Raw genomic sequence first — 17,857 nt, 5'->3', positions numbered from 1 at the left:
AGAACAAGCTGGGTTCGGCCAGAAAATGTACGACCAAAGCTTGGTACTGGAGTAGTCGTCGCTGCAAACGGGTGCGTTCAGGTAGATGGGGGAAGCAGTCACCCAGGTTGGCGACCAGCCACAGGTAGAACCGGCGGAATGAGCCGCCTTTGAGGCTGAACATCAGCCCGATGGTGACCAACTCACTAAGGCTGAGCTTGGCTTGTTGATGTTCATGCTGTTCAGCCTTCGAACGCAGGGCATCGTCTACCCCAACGTACATCACCAAAGCAACGTCTTCCAGCGATAGAATGCATCTCGGGTCTGGCCGCATACACCAGACCCTATTCCTTTCTCCCGCTACTTTTCAACTAGCACCAGTGATTGAGTACTTTCTGGCATGCGACATGCGTCCTGAGACCTGCAACCTTCCAGAACAAAACACCACAGGGCTGGCCGTCTGTAAAGACCTTCCCTTAGACTGCCTGCATGCAACCGCCCCGCAATATTCTTTCCATTCAGAGTTGGGTCGCCTACGGTCATGCCGGCAACGCTGCGGCGGTATTCCCCTTGCAACGCATGGGCTTCGAGGTCTGGGCCATCCACACCGTGCAGTTTTCCAACCACACCGGCTATGGCCAGTGGAAAGGCATGATTATGCCGCCCGAGCACCTGAGCGCGGTGGTCGAGGGTATTGCCGAGCGCGGGGTGCTGGAACAGTGCGACGCCGTGCTGTCGGGCTACATGGGCAGCGGGGGCACCGCCGAGGCCATTCTGTCGGCCCTGGCCCGGGTGCGCCAACTCAACCCCAGGGCGCTCTTCTGCTGCGACCCGGTGATGGGCGACGAGGGGCGGGGGTTGTTCGTGCGCCCCGAAATTCCCGAGATCATCAAGCACCAGGTGCTACCCCAGGCCGATATCATCACCCCTAACCAGTTCGAACTCGAGCTCCTCACCGAGCTTTCCGCCAAGACCCTGCGCGAGGTGCTGGAGGCCGCCCACATCGTCCGCGCCCACATCCACCAGGGCGGCCCCCGCATCGTGGTGGTGACCAGCATGCTGCGCGAGGGGGCGCCCGAGGGCACCATCGAAACCCTGGCCGTCGCCGACGAGGGGGCCTGGCTGGTACGCACCCCCCGCATTCCCCTCGAGCCCCCCCGCAACGGCACCGGCGACGCCATTGCGGCGTTGTTCCTGGGCCATTACCTGAAAACCGGCAACGTGGCGCTGAGCCTCGAGAACGCGGTCTCGGCCATGTACAACATGCTCCTGCTCACCCACCAGATGAACACCCGCGAAATTCAACTGATCGCCGCCCAGGAAGAGTATGTGAACCCCAGCCAGCGCTTTTCCGCCGAACCCGTGGCCTAGTCGTAGAAGTAGGCCCAGCCCGCCACACGTACTGCGCTGTAGTACGCATAGGCCGCCGAGTAGCAGGCCGCCCGGCTCAAGAAGCTTTTGGGCCGGCAGATGCTGTTCATGTTGAGCAAAAAGTTATCGTCGGTAAGCCGCCGCCCGGTCTCGTTGTAGAGGGTGGGAAAACGGGGAAAGTTGGCGTAGCCAAAGTCGTGAACGTTGCAGGCGGGCCGGAAGGTCTCGCGGTAGCCCAGGCCCAGGCCCTCCGGGGCCGAGCAGCCGTCGCGGCTCCAGTCGAACTGGGGGTAGCTGGCCCGCGCTGCGTAGTAACCGTCGTAGTTGGCAATGCTGCCCAGTGCGATGGTCTGCACCAGTTGGAGGTCGCCAGCGCTCAGGCTTTCAACCGCCTGGCGAGCTTTGGTCAGATTCTTGAGCGAGGCCTCGTAGGCTGCTATGGCCTCGGGCTCGACCCCCAGTTGGCGCATGTCCTGCAAGATTTCTTGTTCGGTGGGGGTCTGAACCGGGGTGGACTGACCACATGCAGCCAATAGCAGCAACAACACCAGCCATCCGTAGCGAACCATTCTTTGCATGACCGACCTCCTCAGGGGGTATCAGCAAACACCACAGCAGGTTGTGGCCCTATCGTTGAAGCATCTTGAAATGCCTGCATGAGCTAACCCGACTGTCGGCTAGGAGTAGCTTACATTGGAAAGGCCATGGCAGCTTAATCCGGGGGTCTGCCTTCTCAAAAAATCCACATAGGGTAACCCCTCCTACACAGTCCAGCACGATTTTCCCCGAATATACGAGCAACGCTACTGTTCTTAGGGAAAAGGGGGATTTATGCGAAAGACCTGGTTTGCCACCGTGTTGTTGTTGGGCCTGGCCCTGGCCCACCATGGCTGGAGCAGCTACGATGCCAGCCGCGAATTCCAGACTACCGGCATCATCACCGAAGTCACCTTCGAGTTCCCTCACGTCACCATCTGGATTGAAGTCCCACCCACCGGCCTGATGATGCAGCGCAAGTGGTACGTGGTGCTGGCGCCCCCCTCGCGCATGGAAGCCCGGGGGCTCCCCAGCGGCAGCCTGAAGGTGGGGGCGCGGGTCACGGTGGTGGGCTACCCCCACCGCACCGAACGCGAGGAGATGCGGGCCGAACGCATTATTGTAGACGGCAAAACGGTTGAGCTGCGCTGATGCCAGCAGTCTGGCTAAACTGGCTGGAATGGCTGCATGGCACCCCGGTGGCGCTCGCCATGCGCCAGTCGGCGTGGCTTTACCCCACGGTGGAGATCCTGCACATCCTGGGATTCTGTACGCTGGTGGGGGCCGCCGGTCTGTTTGACCTGCGGCTGTTGGGCCTGTCCCGGCAAATTCCTGTCCAGCAAATGGCGGCCCACCTGCTTCCGGTGGCCTGGGTGGGTTTTGCGTTAGCGGCCCCCAGTGGTTTTTTGCTGCTGCTGCCGGATGCCCAAAGCATTGGGGTAAGCCCGGTATTTCTGGGCAAGATGGCCCTGATTGGCCTGGCCGGGCTCAACGCCTGGGTCTTCCACGCCCGCGTGGGGCGGCGCGTACAGGCATGGAACCAGGGCGTGAACCCACCCCTGGCGGCCAGATTAGCGGCCCTCCTCTCGCTTGTTCTCTGGGTCGCGGTCATTGCCCTGGGACGGCTAATCGCCTATTTGGGATGAAGCACAAAAAGTTAGGGGGTTACGGCTCCCCTCGAGCCGCAATCCCCTGGCAACTTCAGAGGCCAGGCAGTGGTTTGAGATGGTTGGGGCCTGAATGCAATCTCCCCTCGAGATTCACCGGCCAATGAACCACTGCTCCGCTCCGAAGTGGTTTCTTTAGTATGCCCCTTTAGCAAGCAAGGCCTGGGTTATTTGACCCAACAGTTGAACTTGTCTGAACCAAACTCTTGGGCCAAAGCCTGCCCTATTGCAATCTAGGCGGTTTGCAGCGTTTACACCCCTTACGACACACGTTTTGCAAATACGAGATGGCGGTTTATGCGATGAGAGGGGCATCTCTTAGAAGCCTATTGCATTCTTCAAAGGGGTGTGGTAAAACCTTGGACATAAACAACTGCAAACGATTGCAATAAAAGTTGACCTCGAGATGCGCTGAAAAGAAATCTCCTTTTTGGGTCACGGTTTACTCGCAATCTACTTTGCAAACGATTGCATCTTATGATCAGCCTCGACGATGTAGCCAAACGAGCGCAGGTCTCCACCGCGACCGTTTCTCGAGCCCTTTCCAGGCCCGAGATGGTTGCCGAGGCCACCCGCGAGCGCATCCTGCAGGCCGCTCGAGAGCTCGGCTACCAGCCCAACCAGCTCGCTCGCAGCCTGCGCCAGCGTAGCAGCCGTACCCTGGGCCTGATCATTACCGACATCCTGAACCCCTTTCACGCCACCCTGGCCAAAGGCGTACAGGACGCCGCCGAGAAACACAACTACACGGTTTTTCTCTTCAACACCGACGAAGATCCCGAAAAGGAACAGCGGGCCCTCAACGCCCTGCGAGGTCATCTTCCCCAGGGGCTGCTTATCGTTCCGACCCCCAAAGCCAAAGAGAATCTCAAGCTCGTCCCCAAACTGCCCACCGTCGAGCTGGATCGCAGCAGCGGAACCCCCGGTGTTCGCACCGTGATGGTAGACAACCTTGGCGGCGCCCGCACCGCCGTACAACACCTCATTGAATTGGGCCACCGGCGGATCGGCATGATTGTGGGGCGGCTTGACATCTCCACTGCCGTTGAGCGCCACCAGGGCTACCGAGAAGCCCTGGCTGCAGCAGGCATCCCTTACTCCGAAAAACTGGTTCTCCCCGGCAACCACCGCGAGGAGGATGGCCGTAAGGCCGCCCTGGCGCTCCTGACCCTTCCGCCCGAAGAACGCCCCACAGCCCTCTTCGTGGGCAACAACGAGATGACCGTGGGCGCGGTACTGGCGGTGCGCGAGTTGGGCATACGCATTCCCCAGGAACTTTCTATCGTCGGCTTTGACGATTCCCGCTGGGCCGCCACCATGCACCCCGCCCTAACCGTCGTGGCCCAGCCCACCTACGAGCTGGGCTTCCTGGCCTGCGAAACCCTTCTGAGCTCGCTGAGCCGGGGCCAGCCGGCCCTACCTACCAGCATCCGGCTGGATGTGAGTTTCATTGTTCGAGAGTCCACCGCCCCACCGGACGGTTTTACCAATGGACTCAAGAGGCAAAGGAGGAGGCACTGAAATAGCAAAGTCGGCGTCTGGAAACCAGGTTCTTTCTTTTGAGTTGTTTGGGAGGAGTCACTATGCGCAAAACTGTAGGTATCGCAAGTCTGTTGGTGTTGGGCGTTGCCATGCTGGGGCTGGTCACGGCCCAGAACAAGACCCCCTATGTAGGGCTGATTACCAAAACCGAGTCGAACCCGTTCTTCGTCAAGATGAAGGAAGGCGCGCAAAAGGAAGCGCAAAAGCTGGGCGCGAAGTTCATCAGCGCTGCCGGTAAAACCGATGGGGACAACGCCGGACAGGTTGCAGCTATCGAGAATATGGTAGCCGCCGGTGTAAATACCATCCTGATCACCCCCAGCGACGCCAAGGCTATCATCCCCGCCATCAAGAAGGCTCAGGCTGCAGGGGTGCAGGTAATTGCTCTCGACAGCCCCACCGACCCCGCGAGCGCGGTAGATGCCCTGTTTGCCACCAACAACTACCAGGCCGGGGTGCTGATTGGTAAGTATGCGGCCGCCGCCATGAAGGGCAAGAAGCCGGTGATTGCTACCCTGGATCTGTTCCCCGGCCACCCCGTGGGGGCCCAGCGCCACAACGGCTTCCTGGCCGGGTTTGGGCTGAAGAGCCTGGGCCCTGAAAGCAACGAGCTGGCCAAGCCCGCCGAAGTGGTCTGCATGGCCGACACCTATGGCGACCGGGCCAAGGGCCAGACCGCTATGGAAAACTGCCTGCAGAAGAACCCCAACATCAACCTGGTCTATACCATCAACGAACCCGCTGCTGCCGGCGCCTATCAGGCTTTGAAGGCCGCCGGCAAGGAGAAGGACGTCATCATCGTTTCAGTGGACGGTGGGTGTGAGGGGGTACGCAACGTGGATCAGGGCATCATTGCCGCCACCTCGCAGCAATACCCCTTGCGCATGGCAGCCATGGGCGTTCAAGCCGCCGTTGAGTATGCCAAGACCGGCAAGAAAGCCTCGGGCTATGTGGATACCGGCGTGGAGCTGATTGCCAAGAACGCCGTTCCTGGCGTGGCTAGCAAAGACGTCAAGTACGGTCTGGCCAACTGCTGGGGTCAGTAGTCTGCTGCTTCCGGGGGTGGTGAGACTGAGCGTCCACCACCCCCTAAAAATCAGAACGTGAACTCAAAACGTGTAATATAGAACGCAAAAACAAGAGAAGCCGCTATAGCGAGGAACGTATGGCAGAGCAACCATCCGGCACCACCCAATCCCCCAGGAGCCTGCTCGAGAGACTACCGAGCCTCACCATCCTGGGCCCCCTGGTAGCGCTTTTACTGGCCGTCATTTTTTTTAGCCTGCAATCGGAACGCTTTCTGACCGGGCAGAACTTTTCCCTGATATTGCAGCAGGTCTCGATAGTCGCGGTGCTGGCAATTGGGCAGACCCTAATTATCCTGACCGCCGGTATTGACCTCTCGGTGGGCTTTGTGATGGCGTTGGGCACCATGGTGATGGCCAAGTTTGCGGTGGAGTTGGGCATGCCCCCGCTCCTGGCCATACTGTGCGGGATGGCCGTCACCACCGCTTTTGGCTTTCTGAACGGCTTTCTGATTACCCGCTTCAGACTGCCCCCTTTCATCGTCACACTGGGCACCATGAATATCGCTTTTGCGCTCACCCAGATTTACTCGAGGGCCCAGACCGTGAGCAACTTACCGGACGCCCATCTGTTCTGGGGCAACACCTTCAGGCTGGGCGAGACGGTTTTTACCTATGGGGTGGTGCTGGTGATTGTGCTGTATCTGCTGGTCTGGTTCTTCCTGAGCGAGACCGCGCCGGGCCGTCACCTTTACGCGGTGGGCAACAACCCCGAGGCCGCCCGCCTGATGGGGATTCCTACCCAGCGGGTGCTGCTTTTGACCTACACCATAGCGGGCTTCTTTTACGGGATTGCCGGCTGGCTTCTAATTTCACGCACCAGCGTGGCCGACCCCAACGCCGGGCAGACCGAAAACCTCGAGACCATCACCGCCGTGGTGCTGGGGGGTACCAGCCTGTTTGGGGGCCGGGGGATGATCCTGGGCACTCTGCTGGGGGCCATTATCGTGGGGGTTTTTCGCAACGGTCTGACCCTGATGGGGGTCTCCTCGGTCTATCAGGTCTTGATTACCGGCATCCTGGTGATTCTGGCGGTGGTGGCTGACCAAGTCTCTAAACGAAGGGGCTAAATATGGAACTGAATCCGGTGCAAAATACCCAGGCGAACCCAATCCCCGAACCCACACCCGCCCCCAAGCCCAAGGTGGTGCTCGAGGCCCGCGGTCTGGTCAAGCGCTACGGGCACGTGACCGCCCTGGACGGCGCCGACTTCGAGCTGCGCGAAGGGGAGATTCTGGCGGTGATTGGCGACAACGGCGCGGGCAAGTCTACCCTGATCAAAGCCCTCTCGGGGGCCATCATTCCTGACTCGGGCGAGATATACCTGGACGGCAAGCAGGTACACTTCCGAAGCCCCATTGACGCCCGCAAAAATGGCATCGAGACGGTCTATCAGGATCTGGCGGTGGCCCCGGCCATGACCATTGCCGAGAACCTCTTTCTGGGCCGGGAAATTCTGCGACCAGGCTGGTTCGCCCGACTGATTCGCTGGATTGACAAGAAAAAGATGCTCGAGGAAGCCATCAACGATATGCAAGACCTGAAAATCGGCATTCGCTCCATGAGCCAGGCCGTCGAGACCCTCTCGGGCGGCCAGCGGCAAGGGGTGGCGGTGGCCCGCAGCGCGGCCTTTGCCCGACATGTGGTCATCATGGACGAGCCCACTGCGGCCCTGGGGGTGAAGGAGGGCAACATGGTGCTCGAGCTGATCCGGCGGGTGCGCGACAGCGGTCTACCGGTCATCATTATCAGCCACAACATGCCCCACGTGTTTGAAATTGCCGACCGCATCCACATCCAGCGCCTGGGCAAGCGGGCCGCCGTGGTCAACCCTAAAAAAATCAGCATGTCCGACACGGTGGCGGTCATGACCGGGGCCAAAAGCCCTGAGGAGCTGAGCCCCGAGGTGCTGGCTTGAGCATCGGGGGCACGAACAGGTGGCAGAGGCACAACCCCTGGGATAGCCTGGCGTAATGTTCCTTGGCATAGACCTGGGTACGGGCTCCTGTAAGGCCTTGCTGCTCTCGAGCGAAGGAGCTGTCCTTGCCGAGGCCAGTGAGGCCTATCCCGTCCACGCCCCCAGGCCCGGCTGGGCCGAGTCCGACCCGCTGGACTGGTGGCAGGCGGTGGGCAGAGCCGTCCGGGCTGTAGTAGATGGGCATGCCGCAGAAGTTCGGGCCGTGGGCCTCTCGGGCCAGATGCACGGCGTGGTGCTGACAGACGCAAGCGGAACCCCCCTGTACCCCGCGATGCTCTGGGCTGATGGTCGCTCGAGCGCCGAACTTGAAGCGCTTCGCCGACTTCCTGAAACCCAGCGCCGACGGCTGGCCAATCCGCTGGTCGTGGGCATGGCCGCTCCAAGCCTGCTCTGGCTCAAGCAACACCGACCGGAGCTATACAAAGCAGCCCGCTGGGCATTGCAGCCCAAGGACTGGTTACGGCTATGGCTTACGGGAGAGATCGGGAGCGAGCCCTCCGATGCCTCCGGCACGCTCCTCTACGACCTTCTGGCCGATGCCTGGGCCTGGGATGTAGTGGAAGCCCTGGAACTGCACCCTGGCCTATTTCCGCCCCTGGCGCCCTCGAGCCAGACCGCCGGATACCTGCGCCCGGAGGCCGCCCTGCACCTGGGCCTGCCCCCAGGCGTTCCGGTAGCCGCCGGGGCCGCCGATACCGCCGCCGCCCTCCTGGGCTCCGGTTTGCGGGTAGGCGAAGCCCAGCTCACGGTGGGCACCGGGGCCCAAATTACCGTGCTGCTAGCCGAGCCAAAGATAGACCCCTCCCTCCGCACCCACCTGTACCGGGCGGCTCTTCCGGGGCAGTGGTACGCCATGGCCGCCATGCAAAACGCGGGCCTGGCGCTCGAGTGGGTGCGGGCCATGCTGGGCCTGAGCTGGGAACAGGCCTATGCCGAAGCCGCGGAAGCGCCCCCTGGGTGCGAGGGGCTGGTTTTTCTGCCCTACCTGACCGGGGAACGCACCCCCCACCTCGACCCCCTGGCTCGAGGGGTCTGGGCCGGGCTGGGCCGGCACCACCGGCACGGTCATCTGATGCGGGCAGCCCTCGAGGGGGTGGCCTTCAGTCTGCGAGAGGGCCTGGAGGCTTTAGGAGAGGCCGTCCCTCCCCGTAGCCCCTTGCGGCTGGCGGGCGGGGGCACCGCCCACCCTTTCTGGCAGCAGCTCCTGGCCGACATCCTGAAGCGACCCCTGACCGTGAGCCCGGTGCGCTTGGCGTCGGCTCGAGGTGCAGCCTTGCTGGGCGCCATGGCCCTGGGGCTCGAGCTGCCGGTATCTCGGGAACCCTCCGAACCAGCCGCTTTGCCCCGCGCCTCCTACGAGGAGGGTTACGCCCGGTTCAGGCAACTGTATGCCAGGCTGGCTGGGTGGTTTGCGAACGCCTGAATCTTCATCTGGCCGGGGTTTTTGCCGAAATACCTGTCGGTACTTGAAGCCCCGCCACGCGCATACCGTACAATTTCGCCGTGAACTTGCTCAACGAGACTGAAGTGCGGGTTCTGGGCACCCTGATCGAGAAACAGTACGCCACCCCCGACTACTACCCCATGACCGAGAACGCTATTCGGCTGGGGGCCAACCAGAAAAACAACCGCAACCCGGTTACCCACCTGAGCGAAGCCGAGGTGCGCGATGCCCTGGACTCTTTGCAGCGCAAGCGGCTGTGTGGCATGTTCCGCGAGCATGGCGCCCGTGCGCCCAAATACCGGCAGTTTCTGGATCGAGAGTACAAGCTCGAGGCGCCCGCTACCATCGTGATGGCCGTTCTGATGCTGCGCGGCCCGCAAACCCTGGGTGAAATACGGGCCCGGGCCGAAAGCATGAACCACAAGTTTGCCTCGCTCCAGGAAGCCGAGGCGGTGGTGCAAACCCTCATGCAACTGACCCCAAATCCGCTGGTCACGCAACTGGAGCGCCAGCCCGGCGAGCGGGAGGTACGCTATGCCCACCTCCTGGCCGGAACCCCGGCCCCCGTCGTCCGGATAGAGGAAAAAAGTGAGCTGGAAAGCCGGCTGGAAGCCCTGGAAGCAGAGGTGCGAGATTTGCGGGTGGTGGTGGAGGAGCTCAGGAAGGCGCTGGGGGGCTAAAGGCAACAACCGAGACCTTTGTGGCCTCGGCTGCCCTCTTGGTGGGCGATGTAGGATTTGAACCTACGACCCCACGCGTGTGAAGCGTGTGCTCTCCCGCTGAGCTAATCGCCCGTGCTGGCTTGCTCGCGCAAGCGCACTCAAAAGGGTAACACCCGCTTTTAGGCGTGTCAAGCTGTGCGCTGGGTATGATTATCGGCATGGAACAGGCTTTGCTCGTAAAAATTGGAGGTAGCCTGAAGGAAGCGGGCGAGTTGCTGGACGAAGTAAGCGCCTACCCCGGCCCCCTTGTGCTGGTGCATGGGGGCGGCCCCCGCATTGGCGAGTGGCTCAACCGGATGGGCTTCGAGACCCACTTTTACCAGGGGTTGCGAATCACCCCCCCCGAGCAGATGGAGGTGGTGGAGATGGTGCTCACCACCCTGGGCAAACAACTCGCCGAGGGCCTTTCACGCCGAGGGCGGCCCAGCGTGGCCCTGACGGGGCGCGATGCCGGGCTGCTCGAGGCCCGCTTACGGGATCCCGTACTGGGCCGGGTCGGTGAGGTCAGCAAGGTCAACACCCCGGTTCTGGAAAGCCTGCTCCAGGCGGGCCTGACCCCCCTGGTAGCCCCCATCGGTCTCGATCCGCAAGGCCCCCTCAACATCAACGCCGACACCGCCGCCGGGGCCATCGCCGGAGCCCTGCACCTTCCGGCAGTCTTCCTGACCGATGTGGTGGGGGTTCTGCGCGACCCTAAAGACCCCAGCAGCCGCTTGGCCCAGCTCAGCCAGGCCCAGGTGCGGGGCTTGATCCAGGACGGCACCATTTCCGGGGGCATGATTCCCAAGGTCGAGGCTGCCCTGAATGCCATTAGCAAAGGCGCTCCCTGGGCCAGCATTGCCAGGGGAACCCAGGGCATCTTGCAGGCAGTGCTGGAAGGCACGGCAGGGACGCGGGTGGTGGCATCGTAACCGTTATCTTGGCTTTTGCACCAACCATCCCCGGTATCAGGTCGTAAACCCGTCCGGAGCCTTACGCCCATTGAGCCTCTGGCCTTCAGCTTCAGGCTTTCGGCATTTCCCCATGCCCGTTTGACGACCCCTTACGTGAAGTGGCACAATCGCCTCTATGCGAGCGGTCTGGATGGAGTCCAGGGGCGGCCCGGAGGTTTTGCGCTACGCCGAGATAGCGGCCCCGGCGGTAGAAGCCGGGCAGGTTCGGGTGGCCGTGAAGGCGGTGGCCCTGAACCACCTGGATATCTGGGTTCGCAAGGGGGTAGCCAGCCCCAAACTGCCGCTGCCGCACATCCTGGGCTCCGATGTAGCCGGGGTGGTGGAAACGGTGGGCGCGGGTGTGGAGGGCCTCGTGCCGGGGGATGCCGTGGTGCTGAACCCTGGGGTCTCCTGTGGCCGCTGCGAGCGGTGCCTGAGCGGGCAGGATAACCTCTGCCCGCAGTACCAGATCCTGGGCGAACATCGCTGGGGTGGGTACGCAGAGCTCATTGCGGTACCGGCAGCCAACGTCCTGCCCAAACCGGCCAACCTGAGCTGGGCCGAGGCCGCCTCGGTGCCCCTTACCTTCCTGACCGCCTGGCAGATGGTGGTGGACAAGCTCCAGGTCAGACCGGGCGAGGACGTGCTGGTGATGGCCGCCGGTTCGGGGGTTTCGGTGGCCGCCATTCAGATTGCCAAGCTGTATGGGGCACGGGTCATTGCCACCGCCAGCAGCGAGGAGAAGCTGGCCCAGGCCAGGGCGCTGGGTTCGGACGAAACGGTCAGCTACGCCCACCCGGACTGGTTCAAGGAGGTTCGCAGGCTTACCGGCGGCAAGGGCGCCGATGCGGTGGTGGACCACACCGGCGCCCAGTACTGGGAGGGGGTAATCAAGGCCACGGCCTGGGGTGGGCGCATCTGCCTGGTGGGGGCCTCCTCGGGGTACGAAGCCACAACCCCCCTCTCTCACGTCTTTTACCGGCAGCTTTCCATTTTTGGCTCCACCATGGGCTCCAAGAGCCGCCTCTTCCCCATTCTCCGCTGGGTGGCCGAGGGCCGGCTCAAGCCCATCGTGGGGGCCACTCTGCCCCTCGCGCAAGCCGCCGAGGGACACCGGCTGCTGGAAGAGCGCCGGGTGTTTGGCAAGGTGGTTTTGGAAGTTTAGTGCGGGTAAAAGACTGCCTATGGTCGATGGTCTATAGTCTCTGGCCGCTTGTAACCGATGCCTCAGTCCGGGGCCTTTTTGTGCTCAAATAAAGAAATGGAGGGCGGGTGCTGAACCCTCGAGGTTTACTGCTAACCCTCATCCCTCGGCGAAGGAAAACAGGGTCAAGTTTGATACATAACCTTGCACCCAGTTCGCATAACGCATGTGTGGAAGGGCTTCCCTGCTCGAGACCATGACCCCAGTGAGCCGCAGGCCGCTGACTTAAAGACAGGCGGTTTGCGTCTTGTGGCTTTGCACGTAGACCAACGCCGCACGTACTGCATGCCGTGCAGCACGCAAAGGTTGGCGGGGGTTGGGGTCGAGCAAATACACTTCGATGCCCTGCAGCAAGAGGGCTTTGAAGAACTCTTCTTTTCCGCGCCAGTCTTGTATTTGCTGCACCTCGAGGTCGCCCAAACCCGTTACAGCGCTTGGAAATTGGCGGGCCATGTCGCATGATGTAAAGAGCAGAGCTAGGGGTGGCCCTGTCTGAAGCAGGAGCGGTTGCTCAAGCGCACCGAGATAGTAGATTGGGCCGTCTAGATGTAGCATACACATCTAGCGTAGCGGACAACCCCGCCGCAACACAGGAAGCGAGAAAGAAAAACAATGAAGACGGCTTTGTTTATTGACGGCTCCTACATGTACGATGCGGCCAAGCGTTTGGGGTGGAACATTGACCACCGGAAGGCGATTGGGGTTTTCTCCAAGCCCGAGGATCTGTACAACGCCTTCTATTACGCCCCCGTCACCGACAGCAACGACGAGCGCCAGCAGAAATTCCTCGACGCGCTGGTGTTCATGGGCTACACCGTGCGCAGCCGGGAAGCCCACGGCGACCCCCGCTTCGAGGCCATGATCGCCACCGATTTGCTGATTACCGCGCCCCGCTGGGAGCGGGCAGTGGTGGCGAGCGGCTCGGGCGACTTAGCCCATACCCTCTCGGCCCTCCGGGCCCAGGGCAAGGAGATTCACCTGCTGGGGGTGCCCGAACTCACCGACCTCGAGCTGCGCAACCAGAGCGACCGCTATCTGGACTTGCGCGAGTTGCAGGCCCAGCTCGAGCGCACCGGCGGTGGACGGCGCGCCTATCCTGCCGTCAGCGAGGAGAGCTTTGGCGGCGAGGAGCAGACCAGCGCCGCCCGCCGACTGATGGATAACCTCGAGGACGAGTTACAGTAAAACGGCACGAACGCTAACCCCTACCTGTCCGGTAGGGGGTTTTTCACGTCCACTCCTTGATAGGAACCAGCTCGCCCCCCTCCACAACCTTGCGCTTGGGGCGATAGGCGTTGTCGAACCAGATTTCCAGCACGGCCCGATCGAGGTGCTGCGGCGAGACGATAATCTTACGCACGTAGTACCCCCCCTCGTCGGAGGTGGAAATCTCGCTGCCCTTGGTGAGCCGTAACTCTACGATATCGCCACTCCGAGCGGTGCGCACCCGTACCCGAAAAGCGGTATCGCCCTCGCGCTGAATGTGTTCATCGGGTTTGCGAAACAGACCGAACATGCTTTCAGTCTAATACCGGATTCAAAAAGACAGTCGCCAGAACCAAAACCCAGGAGGTTTTTGAAGCCGGATGGTTCGAAATACGTGAAGAGCGCTCTGTCCATTCTATCTAATGGCCAGCACACGCCCACCCGTGAGCGCCAGCAGTTCGTTTGGGGAAAGTGCAAAGAGTGCAAACGGAGTTCCACCCGCAGCATAGATGCGCTCATATTGCAGCAGATCGGGGTCAATCAGGGCTTCCAGGTGCTGGGCATGGCCTACCGGTGGCACCCCACCAATGGCAAAGCCGGTCACTCTGCGGACATACTCGGCATCGGGCTTGACCAGCTTTTCCCCCAGTTCTGCTTCGATCCGGTGGGTGTTGACCCGGTTGGCTCCCGAAACCAGCAGTAAATAGGGTTGTCCACTAATGGCCCCTCGAAAAATCAGTGATTTGACAATCTGGCCCACCGTACAACCCACGGCATCGGCGGCTTCCTGGGCGGTGCGGGTCGAGGCAGCCAGCTCCTGCACCCGCAGGTGGCTAAAGCCTTTCCGGTGCAAGGCATCCTGCACCTTTTGCGCGCTGGGCGAGAGCTTCATCGGGAGAGTTCGTCCAGAATGCCACACAGCAAGGCGATGCGGGCCGGGATTTGCGGTATGTAGACGTTCTCGGTGAGCTGATGGGCCGCCTCGCCGAACAAGCCCAGCCCATCCAGGGTGGGTACGCCCAGAGCCGCCGTGAAGTTGCCATCCGAGCCGCCCCCTACCCTTCCAGGCCCTAGCTCTAGGCCCACTTCGGCCCCGATACGCCGGGCCATCTCGAACAGCTCGAGCGAAGCCGGGGAAGGCTCCATGGGGGGTCGGTTCAGGCCACCCTCGAGCGAGAGCGACGCCCCCGGCAGCACCGGCTGCAAAGCCCGGAGTTCGCGCTCCACCCGCTCGGCCTCGGCCATGGTCCAGGCCCGCAGGTCGATATCCACCCAGGCCGTGGCCGCCACCACGTTGCTGGTCGTCCCGCCCTTGATGACGTTGGGCCCCAGGGTGGTGCCCTGGTTCCAGTCTTGCAGGGCCACAATTTTGGGAATCTGGTGGGCCAGCTCCACAATGGCGTTGATGCCCTTTTCAGGCTCGACGCCCTGGTGGGCGGGCTTGCCGTGGGCGGTGAGGCGGTACTGGCCCACCCCTTTGCGGGCTACCTTGAGGTCGCCGTTGCCCATGGGCGCCTCCAACACCAGCACCAGGTCGTTGCGCCGGGCTCCGGCCTCGATGGCCGCCCGCGAAGCCTGCGAACCCACCTCCTCGTCGGGGGTGAAGAGCAGCTCGAGCTGGGGTCTGCCCAGACTCAGGGCCGCATTGGTGCGCAGGGCCCACAGAAGCTGCACGATGTTGCCCTTCATGTCGTAGACGCCGGGGCCATAGGCCCGTTCGCCCTCCACTTTCCAGGGCACCGCAAAAGCGCCCACCGGATGTACGGTGTCGAAGTGGCAGAGCACCAGCACTTTTTTCCCGCTCCCCGGCACCTGTACGCGGAGCATGGGGCCGTTCTCGGTTTCCTGGCGCTCGAGCCTTCCGTAAGGCTCAAACTGCTCTGCAATCCAGCGGGCCACCCGATCCAGACCGGGAAGGTCGTAGGAGGGGGCCTCGAGGGTCACGATGGCTTCTAAGTCTTGCAGGATGGCGGGCAGTTGGGGTTGCAGGTGTTCCAGAGGCTTCACAGGCCCATACTAACGCCGTTCAGCATCAGTGAACAGGCTTTTTCGGCCCTGAGCATCGCACGCCTGACCAGTGCGAAAAGCCGCCTTAGTCCTGAGCCGTATTAGATTTCCCATGAACAAAGGAAATCACAATTATTTCGTCAGCCAGAATCATGTACGACATGCGATACTCGCCGACCACTGCCATCCGAATATCACTGCGGTTGTAGTCGGGGTGAGGTTTGGCCGCTTCGGGGAACTGTTCAATCAACTCCAACATTTCGCGCAGCTTGCGATTCAACTGGCGAAGCCTGGTCGAACTGCTCTGTCGTAGGCGGGCCTCGTCACGCTGCAACTCCGCGCCCTCAGACCACCTAATCCGCATTACCTTCCCTATTCAACTTCTTCAATACGGCTTCGTTGGAAACCATTTTGCCCTTCAGCGCATCGGCCAAGCCCTCCACCATGGCTTTGTATTCACGCAATTGAAGTTCCATTTTTTGGTATTCTTCCACCCCCATCATGACCGCAGCCGAGTAGCCATTGTGCGTGACCAGCACAATTCCGCCCTCTTCACGCAGCCGCTTGAGAATTGGGGAGGCATTCGAGCGAAACTCCGAGATGGGAATTACATTGTTCGCAATGTCCAGGGTGGGCATGCAAATATTGTACATAATTTTCATGAGCGATTCTAGCCTCGAGCCTTTCTCGTCCCAGTGGTTGAGGCTTGATACCAGCACCAGCCAAGCGCTTCGGGGTTCCTCTTTCTGCTATCCTATTGCGGTGTTAGCGCATCGCCCCGATATCAAGGCTCAGCTCAAAGAAGCCATCGCCCAGGGCCTGCAAGCCCTGGGGTTGAGTGAATTGCCCGAAATCATTGTGCAGGAGACCCCAGCCGGCAAGGAAGGCGATTACGGCACGCCCATCGCGATGAGCCTGGCCCGCACCCTGCGAAAAGCCCCCCCGCAAATTGCCGCCGACCTGGTGCAGAATATCCAGCTACCCGCCTGGGTGCGTCGCACTTTTGTGGTGGGGGGTTACCTGAATTTCGAGCTGGATCCCGCTTTTTTGGTGCAGGCGGCCACCCTACCCATTACGCCCTTCCCGCGAACCGAGGGCAAGGTGCTGCTGGAGCACACCTCGGTCAACCCCAACAAGGAACTGCACGTGGGGCACCTGCGGAACATCTGCCTGGGCGACTCGCTGGCGCGAATCCTGCGCTATGCCGGGCGCAGGGTGGAGGTCATGAACTACATTGACGACACCGGACGGCAGGCCGCCGAGAGCCTGTACGCCCTGCGGTACTTTGGCCTGGAAACCCCCCCCGCCGGCACCAAGTACGACCACTGGGTCGGCGATGCCTACGTGCGGCTGCACCAGGAGCTGGAAGACCCCCAGAAGAAAGCCGTGATCGAGAAAGGGGTACAGGAGACACTGCATCGCCTCGAGGCAGGCGAGCTGCGCCCCGAAGTGGATAAAATCCTGCGTTCGCAGCTGCAAACCATGTACCGCCTGGGGGCCGAGTACGACGCCCTGGTCTGGGAGTCGGACATCGTGCGCGAGGGCCTGCTGGGCCAGGCCATGAAAGCCCTCGAGGGCTCCCCTTACGTCTCGCGCCCCACCGAGGGCAAGTATGCCGGGGCTTTGGTGATGGACACCAGCGCCTTCATTCCCGGTCTGGAAGACCCCTACCTGGTGCTCATTCGCTCCAACGGCACCAGCACCTACACCGCCAAGGACATCGCCCTGCAGTTCTGGAAGATGGGCCTGCTACAGGGCATCAAGTTTGTGGAGTACGACACCCAGCCCAGCGGCGCCCCCCTCTACAGCACCCATCCTGAAGGGGTGGTCATGCCCTTTGGGGGGGCCAGCGAGACCATCAACGTGGTGGACGCCCGCCAGAGCCATGCCCTGCGGGTGGTGCAGGCTTCCCTCGAGGTCGAGGGGCGGCACGACCTGGCCGAGCAATGCTTCCACCTGGCCTACGAAACGGTGCTGCTCGAGGGCCGTCAGATGTCCGGGCGCAAGGGCATTGTGGTAAGCGTGGACGAGGTGATGGACGAGGCCGTCCGGCGGGTACGGGCGGTGATTGCCGAGAAAAACCCCGACCACCCCAACCCCCAGGAGGCCGCCGAGCAGATTGGCGTCGGCGCGGTGCGCTTCGCCATGATCAAAACCGAGGCCAAAAAGCAGATTGATTTCCGCTACGACCAGGCCCTGAGTTTCGAGGGCGATACCGGGCCTTACATCCAGTACGCCTACGCCCGGGCCGGCTCTATTTTGCGCAAGGCCGAAGAACAGGGGGTTTTGCAGGAAGAGGCCGATTACGCCCAGGCCACCGCCTACGAGATTATCCTGGCGAAAAACCTCCTGCGCTTTCCCGAGGCCGTGCAGGATGCCGCCCGCAACAAGGCTCCGCATATCGTGGCCCAGTATTTGCTGGAACTGGCCGCCGCCTGGAGCAGCTTTTACAATGCCAAAACCCCGGATGGCAAGTCGGCGACCCCCGTGCTGACCGCGCCCCCTGGGCTGCGCGGGGTGCGCCTCGAGCTGGTCAAGGCCCTGCGGCAGACCCTCCGGCAGGGGTTGGAATTGCTGGGCTTGCAGGCGCCGGAGGTGATGTAGATCGGCAGATTAAGGTTTCTTGAACATCTCGAATGCGCTTTTTGGCCCGCGAAACCCTGTGCCGATGAAGTAAAACCCCC

The 17,857-nt window shown here is 61.8% G+C and carries 20 protein-coding genes, 1 tRNA gene and 1 pseudogene; 13 read left to right on the top strand and 9 right to left on the bottom strand.

Annotated elements, in window-relative coordinates; translation table 11 throughout:
- Window positions 1-313, bottom strand: a pseudogene (locus tag J3L12_RS12995) (hypothetical protein); the annotation flags it as partial.
- A gap of 155 nt (window positions 314-468) precedes the next feature.
- On the opposite strand from J3L12_RS12995, the gene pdxY reads away from it, so the two are divergent.
- Window positions 469-1,350, top strand: a complete 882-nt coding sequence (gene pdxY / locus J3L12_RS12990; RefSeq protein ID WP_208015485.1) for a pyridoxal kinase PdxY — start codon at window positions 469-471, stop codon at window positions 1,348-1,350.
- Here pdxY and J3L12_RS12985 read toward each other — a convergent pair.
- Window positions 1,347-1,928, bottom strand: a complete 582-nt coding sequence (locus tag J3L12_RS12985) for a phospholipase A2 (protein WP_208015484.1) — start codon at window positions 1,926-1,928, stop codon at window positions 1,347-1,349. The genes pdxY and J3L12_RS12985 overlap by 4 nt on opposite strands.
- 253 nt (window positions 1,929-2,181) lie before the next feature.
- Here J3L12_RS12985 and J3L12_RS12980 point away from each other — a divergent pair, with 253 nt between their 5' ends.
- The 8 genes from J3L12_RS12980 (at window position 2,182) to J3L12_RS12945 (ending at window position 9,782) form a co-directional block, all read left to right on the top strand.
- Window positions 2,182-2,538, top strand: a complete 357-nt coding sequence (locus tag J3L12_RS12980; RefSeq protein WP_208015483.1) for a DUF6152 family protein — start codon at window positions 2,182-2,184, stop codon at window positions 2,536-2,538.
- Window positions 2,538-3,032 (top strand): hypothetical protein, encoded by a 495-nt coding sequence (locus J3L12_RS12975; RefSeq protein WP_208015482.1) that lies wholly within the window; start codon window positions 2,538-2,540, stop codon window positions 3,030-3,032. The genes J3L12_RS12980 and J3L12_RS12975 overlap by 1 nt, the downstream gene beginning before the upstream one ends.
- A gap of 498 nt (window positions 3,033-3,530) precedes the next feature.
- Window positions 3,531-4,574, top strand: a complete 1,044-nt coding sequence (locus tag J3L12_RS12970) for a LacI family DNA-binding transcriptional regulator (RefSeq protein WP_208015481.1) — start codon at window positions 3,531-3,533, stop codon at window positions 4,572-4,574.
- Window positions 4,575-4,636: 62 nt separating this feature from the next.
- Complete coding sequence (locus J3L12_RS12965) at window positions 4,637-5,641, top strand: sugar ABC transporter substrate-binding protein (protein ID WP_208015480.1); 1,005 nt, start codon at window positions 4,637-4,639, stop codon at window positions 5,639-5,641.
- A gap of 119 nt (window positions 5,642-5,760) precedes the next feature.
- Entirely contained in the window at window positions 5,761-6,750 is a 990-nt protein-coding gene (locus J3L12_RS12960) for an ABC transporter permease (protein WP_208015479.1), read from the top strand.
- A 2-nt stretch (window positions 6,751-6,752) separates the two neighbouring features.
- The gene (locus J3L12_RS12955; protein ID WP_243455226.1) at window positions 6,753-7,598 is read left to right on the top strand and encodes an ATP-binding cassette domain-containing protein; all 846 of its coding nucleotides are present in this window, start codon (window positions 6,753-6,755) and stop codon (window positions 7,596-7,598) included.
- 55 nt (window positions 7,599-7,653) lie between these two features.
- On the top strand, window positions 7,654-9,081 hold the full coding sequence (xylB, locus tag J3L12_RS12950) for a xylulokinase (RefSeq protein ID WP_208015478.1): 1,428 nt from the start codon (window positions 7,654-7,656) through the stop codon (window positions 9,079-9,081).
- 80 nt (window positions 9,082-9,161) lie between these two features.
- Entirely contained in the window at window positions 9,162-9,782 is a 621-nt protein-coding gene (locus J3L12_RS12945) for a DUF480 domain-containing protein (RefSeq protein WP_208015477.1), read from the top strand.
- A gap of 39 nt (window positions 9,783-9,821) precedes the next feature.
- Here the strand turns inward: J3L12_RS12945 and J3L12_RS12940 are convergent.
- Window positions 9,822-9,896: transfer RNA gene (locus J3L12_RS12940), tRNA-Val, on the bottom strand.
- 86 nt (window positions 9,897-9,982) lie between these two features.
- Here J3L12_RS12940 and argB point away from each other — a divergent pair.
- Together argB and J3L12_RS12930 are read left to right on the top strand one after the other, a co-directional pair.
- Window positions 9,983-10,735: an acetylglutamate kinase gene (gene argB, locus J3L12_RS12935; protein ID WP_208015476.1), complete on the top strand. Its 753-nt coding sequence runs from the start codon at window positions 9,983-9,985 to the stop codon at window positions 10,733-10,735.
- A 157-nt stretch (window positions 10,736-10,892) separates the two neighbouring features.
- On the top strand, window positions 10,893-11,921 hold the full coding sequence (locus J3L12_RS12930; protein WP_208015475.1) for a zinc-binding dehydrogenase: 1,029 nt from the start codon (window positions 10,893-10,895) through the stop codon (window positions 11,919-11,921).
- A 264-nt stretch (window positions 11,922-12,185) separates the two neighbouring features.
- Here J3L12_RS12930 and J3L12_RS12925 read toward each other — a convergent pair whose 3' ends face one another.
- Window positions 12,186-12,413: a hypothetical protein gene (locus tag J3L12_RS12925; protein ID WP_243455225.1), complete on the bottom strand. Its 228-nt coding sequence runs from the start codon at window positions 12,411-12,413 to the stop codon at window positions 12,186-12,188.
- 159 nt (window positions 12,414-12,572) lie between these two features.
- Here J3L12_RS12925 and J3L12_RS12920 point away from each other — a divergent pair, with 159 nt between their 5' ends.
- The gene (locus J3L12_RS12920; protein ID WP_208015473.1) at window positions 12,573-13,145 is read left to right on the top strand and encodes an NYN domain-containing protein; all 573 of its coding nucleotides are present in this window, start codon (window positions 12,573-12,575) and stop codon (window positions 13,143-13,145) included.
- Between the two features lie 43 nt (window positions 13,146-13,188).
- Here the strand turns inward: J3L12_RS12920 and J3L12_RS12915 are convergent, their stop codons facing one another.
- The 5 genes from J3L12_RS12915 to J3L12_RS12895 all read right to left on the bottom strand — a co-directional run bounded on the left by J3L12_RS12915 (window position 13,189) and on the right by J3L12_RS12895 (window position 15,811).
- Window positions 13,189-13,476, bottom strand: coding sequence for a hypothetical protein (locus tag J3L12_RS12915; protein WP_208015472.1), 288 nt, complete (start codon window positions 13,474-13,476; stop codon window positions 13,189-13,191).
- Window positions 13,477-13,581: 105 nt separating this feature from the next.
- Window positions 13,582-14,058, bottom strand: coding sequence for a YbaK/EbsC family protein (locus J3L12_RS12910; RefSeq protein WP_208015471.1), 477 nt, complete (start codon window positions 14,056-14,058; stop codon window positions 13,582-13,584).
- Window positions 14,055-15,173, bottom strand: coding sequence for a M20 family metallopeptidase (locus tag J3L12_RS12905; protein ID WP_208015470.1), 1,119 nt, complete (start codon window positions 15,171-15,173; stop codon window positions 14,055-14,057). Before J3L12_RS12905 ends, J3L12_RS12910 begins: the two co-directional genes overlap by 4 nt.
- Window positions 15,174-15,258: 85 nt before the next feature.
- Entirely contained in the window at window positions 15,259-15,537 is a 279-nt protein-coding gene (locus J3L12_RS12900; RefSeq protein WP_208015469.1) for a type II toxin-antitoxin system RelE/ParE family toxin, read from the bottom strand.
- A complete protein-coding gene (locus J3L12_RS12895; protein ID WP_208015468.1) occupies window positions 15,527-15,811 on the bottom strand; it encodes a type II toxin-antitoxin system Phd/YefM family antitoxin in 285 nt (94 codons plus the stop codon). The genes J3L12_RS12900 and J3L12_RS12895 overlap by 11 nt, the downstream gene beginning before the upstream one ends.
- Window positions 15,812-15,935: 124 nt before the next feature.
- On the opposite strand from J3L12_RS12895, the gene J3L12_RS12890 reads away from it, so the two are divergent.
- On the top strand, window positions 15,936-17,777 hold the full coding sequence (locus tag J3L12_RS12890) for an arginine--tRNA ligase (RefSeq protein WP_347708901.1): 1,842 nt from the start codon (window positions 15,936-15,938) through the stop codon (window positions 17,775-17,777).
- Window positions 17,778-17,857 lie beyond the last annotated feature (80 nt).

This window comes from Meiothermus sp. CFH 77666 (genome assembly GCF_017497985.1).
Classification (GTDB): Bacteria; Deinococcota; Deinococci; order Deinococcales; family Thermaceae; genus Meiothermus.
Note: the sequence above shows the minus strand (reverse complement) of the source record. Positions and strands in the feature narration are given on the sequence as shown.

Bases quoted from the DNA above. Each gene is read 5' to 3' on its own strand.
- pdxY (WP_208015485.1), top strand. From the start codon at position 469: ATGCAACCGCCCCGCAATATTCTTTCCATTCAGAGTTGGGTCGCCTAC.
- J3L12_RS12985 (WP_208015484.1), bottom strand. From the start codon at position 1,928: ATGCAAAGAATGGTTCGCTACGGATGGCTGGTGTTGTTGCTGCTATTG.
- J3L12_RS12980 (WP_208015483.1), top strand. From the start codon at position 2,182: ATGCGAAAGACCTGGTTTGCCACCGTGTTGTTGTTGGGCCTGGCCCTG.
- J3L12_RS12975 (WP_208015482.1), top strand. From the start codon at position 2,538: ATGCCAGCAGTCTGGCTAAACTGGCTGGAATGGCTGCATGGCACCCCG.
- J3L12_RS12970 (WP_208015481.1), top strand. From the start codon at position 3,531: ATGATCAGCCTCGACGATGTAGCCAAACGAGCGCAGGTCTCCACCGCG.
- J3L12_RS12965 (WP_208015480.1), top strand. From the start codon at position 4,637: ATGCGCAAAACTGTAGGTATCGCAAGTCTGTTGGTGTTGGGCGTTGCC.
- J3L12_RS12960 (WP_208015479.1), top strand. From the start codon at position 5,761: ATGGCAGAGCAACCATCCGGCACCACCCAATCCCCCAGGAGCCTGCTC.
- J3L12_RS12955 (WP_243455226.1), top strand. From the start codon at position 6,753: ATGGAACTGAATCCGGTGCAAAATACCCAGGCGAACCCAATCCCCGAA.
- xylB (WP_208015478.1), top strand. From the start codon at position 7,654: ATGTTCCTTGGCATAGACCTGGGTACGGGCTCCTGTAAGGCCTTGCTG.
- argB (WP_208015476.1), top strand. From the start codon at position 9,983: ATGGAACAGGCTTTGCTCGTAAAAATTGGAGGTAGCCTGAAGGAAGCG.
- J3L12_RS12930 (WP_208015475.1), top strand. From the start codon at position 10,893: ATGCGAGCGGTCTGGATGGAGTCCAGGGGCGGCCCGGAGGTTTTGCGC.
- J3L12_RS12925 (WP_243455225.1), bottom strand. From the start codon at position 12,413: ATGGCCCGCCAATTTCCAAGCGCTGTAACGGGTTTGGGCGACCTCGAG.
- J3L12_RS12920 (WP_208015473.1), top strand. From the start codon at position 12,573: ATGAAGACGGCTTTGTTTATTGACGGCTCCTACATGTACGATGCGGCC.
- J3L12_RS12915 (WP_208015472.1), bottom strand. From the start codon at position 13,476: ATGTTCGGTCTGTTTCGCAAACCCGATGAACACATTCAGCGCGAGGGC.
- J3L12_RS12910 (WP_208015471.1), bottom strand. From the start codon at position 14,058: ATGAAGCTCTCGCCCAGCGCGCAAAAGGTGCAGGATGCCTTGCACCGG.
- J3L12_RS12900 (WP_208015469.1), bottom strand. From the start codon at position 15,537: ATGCGGATTAGGTGGTCTGAGGGCGCGGAGTTGCAGCGTGACGAGGCC.
- J3L12_RS12895 (WP_208015468.1), bottom strand. From the start codon at position 15,811: ATGCCCACCCTGGACATTGCGAACAATGTAATTCCCATCTCGGAGTTT.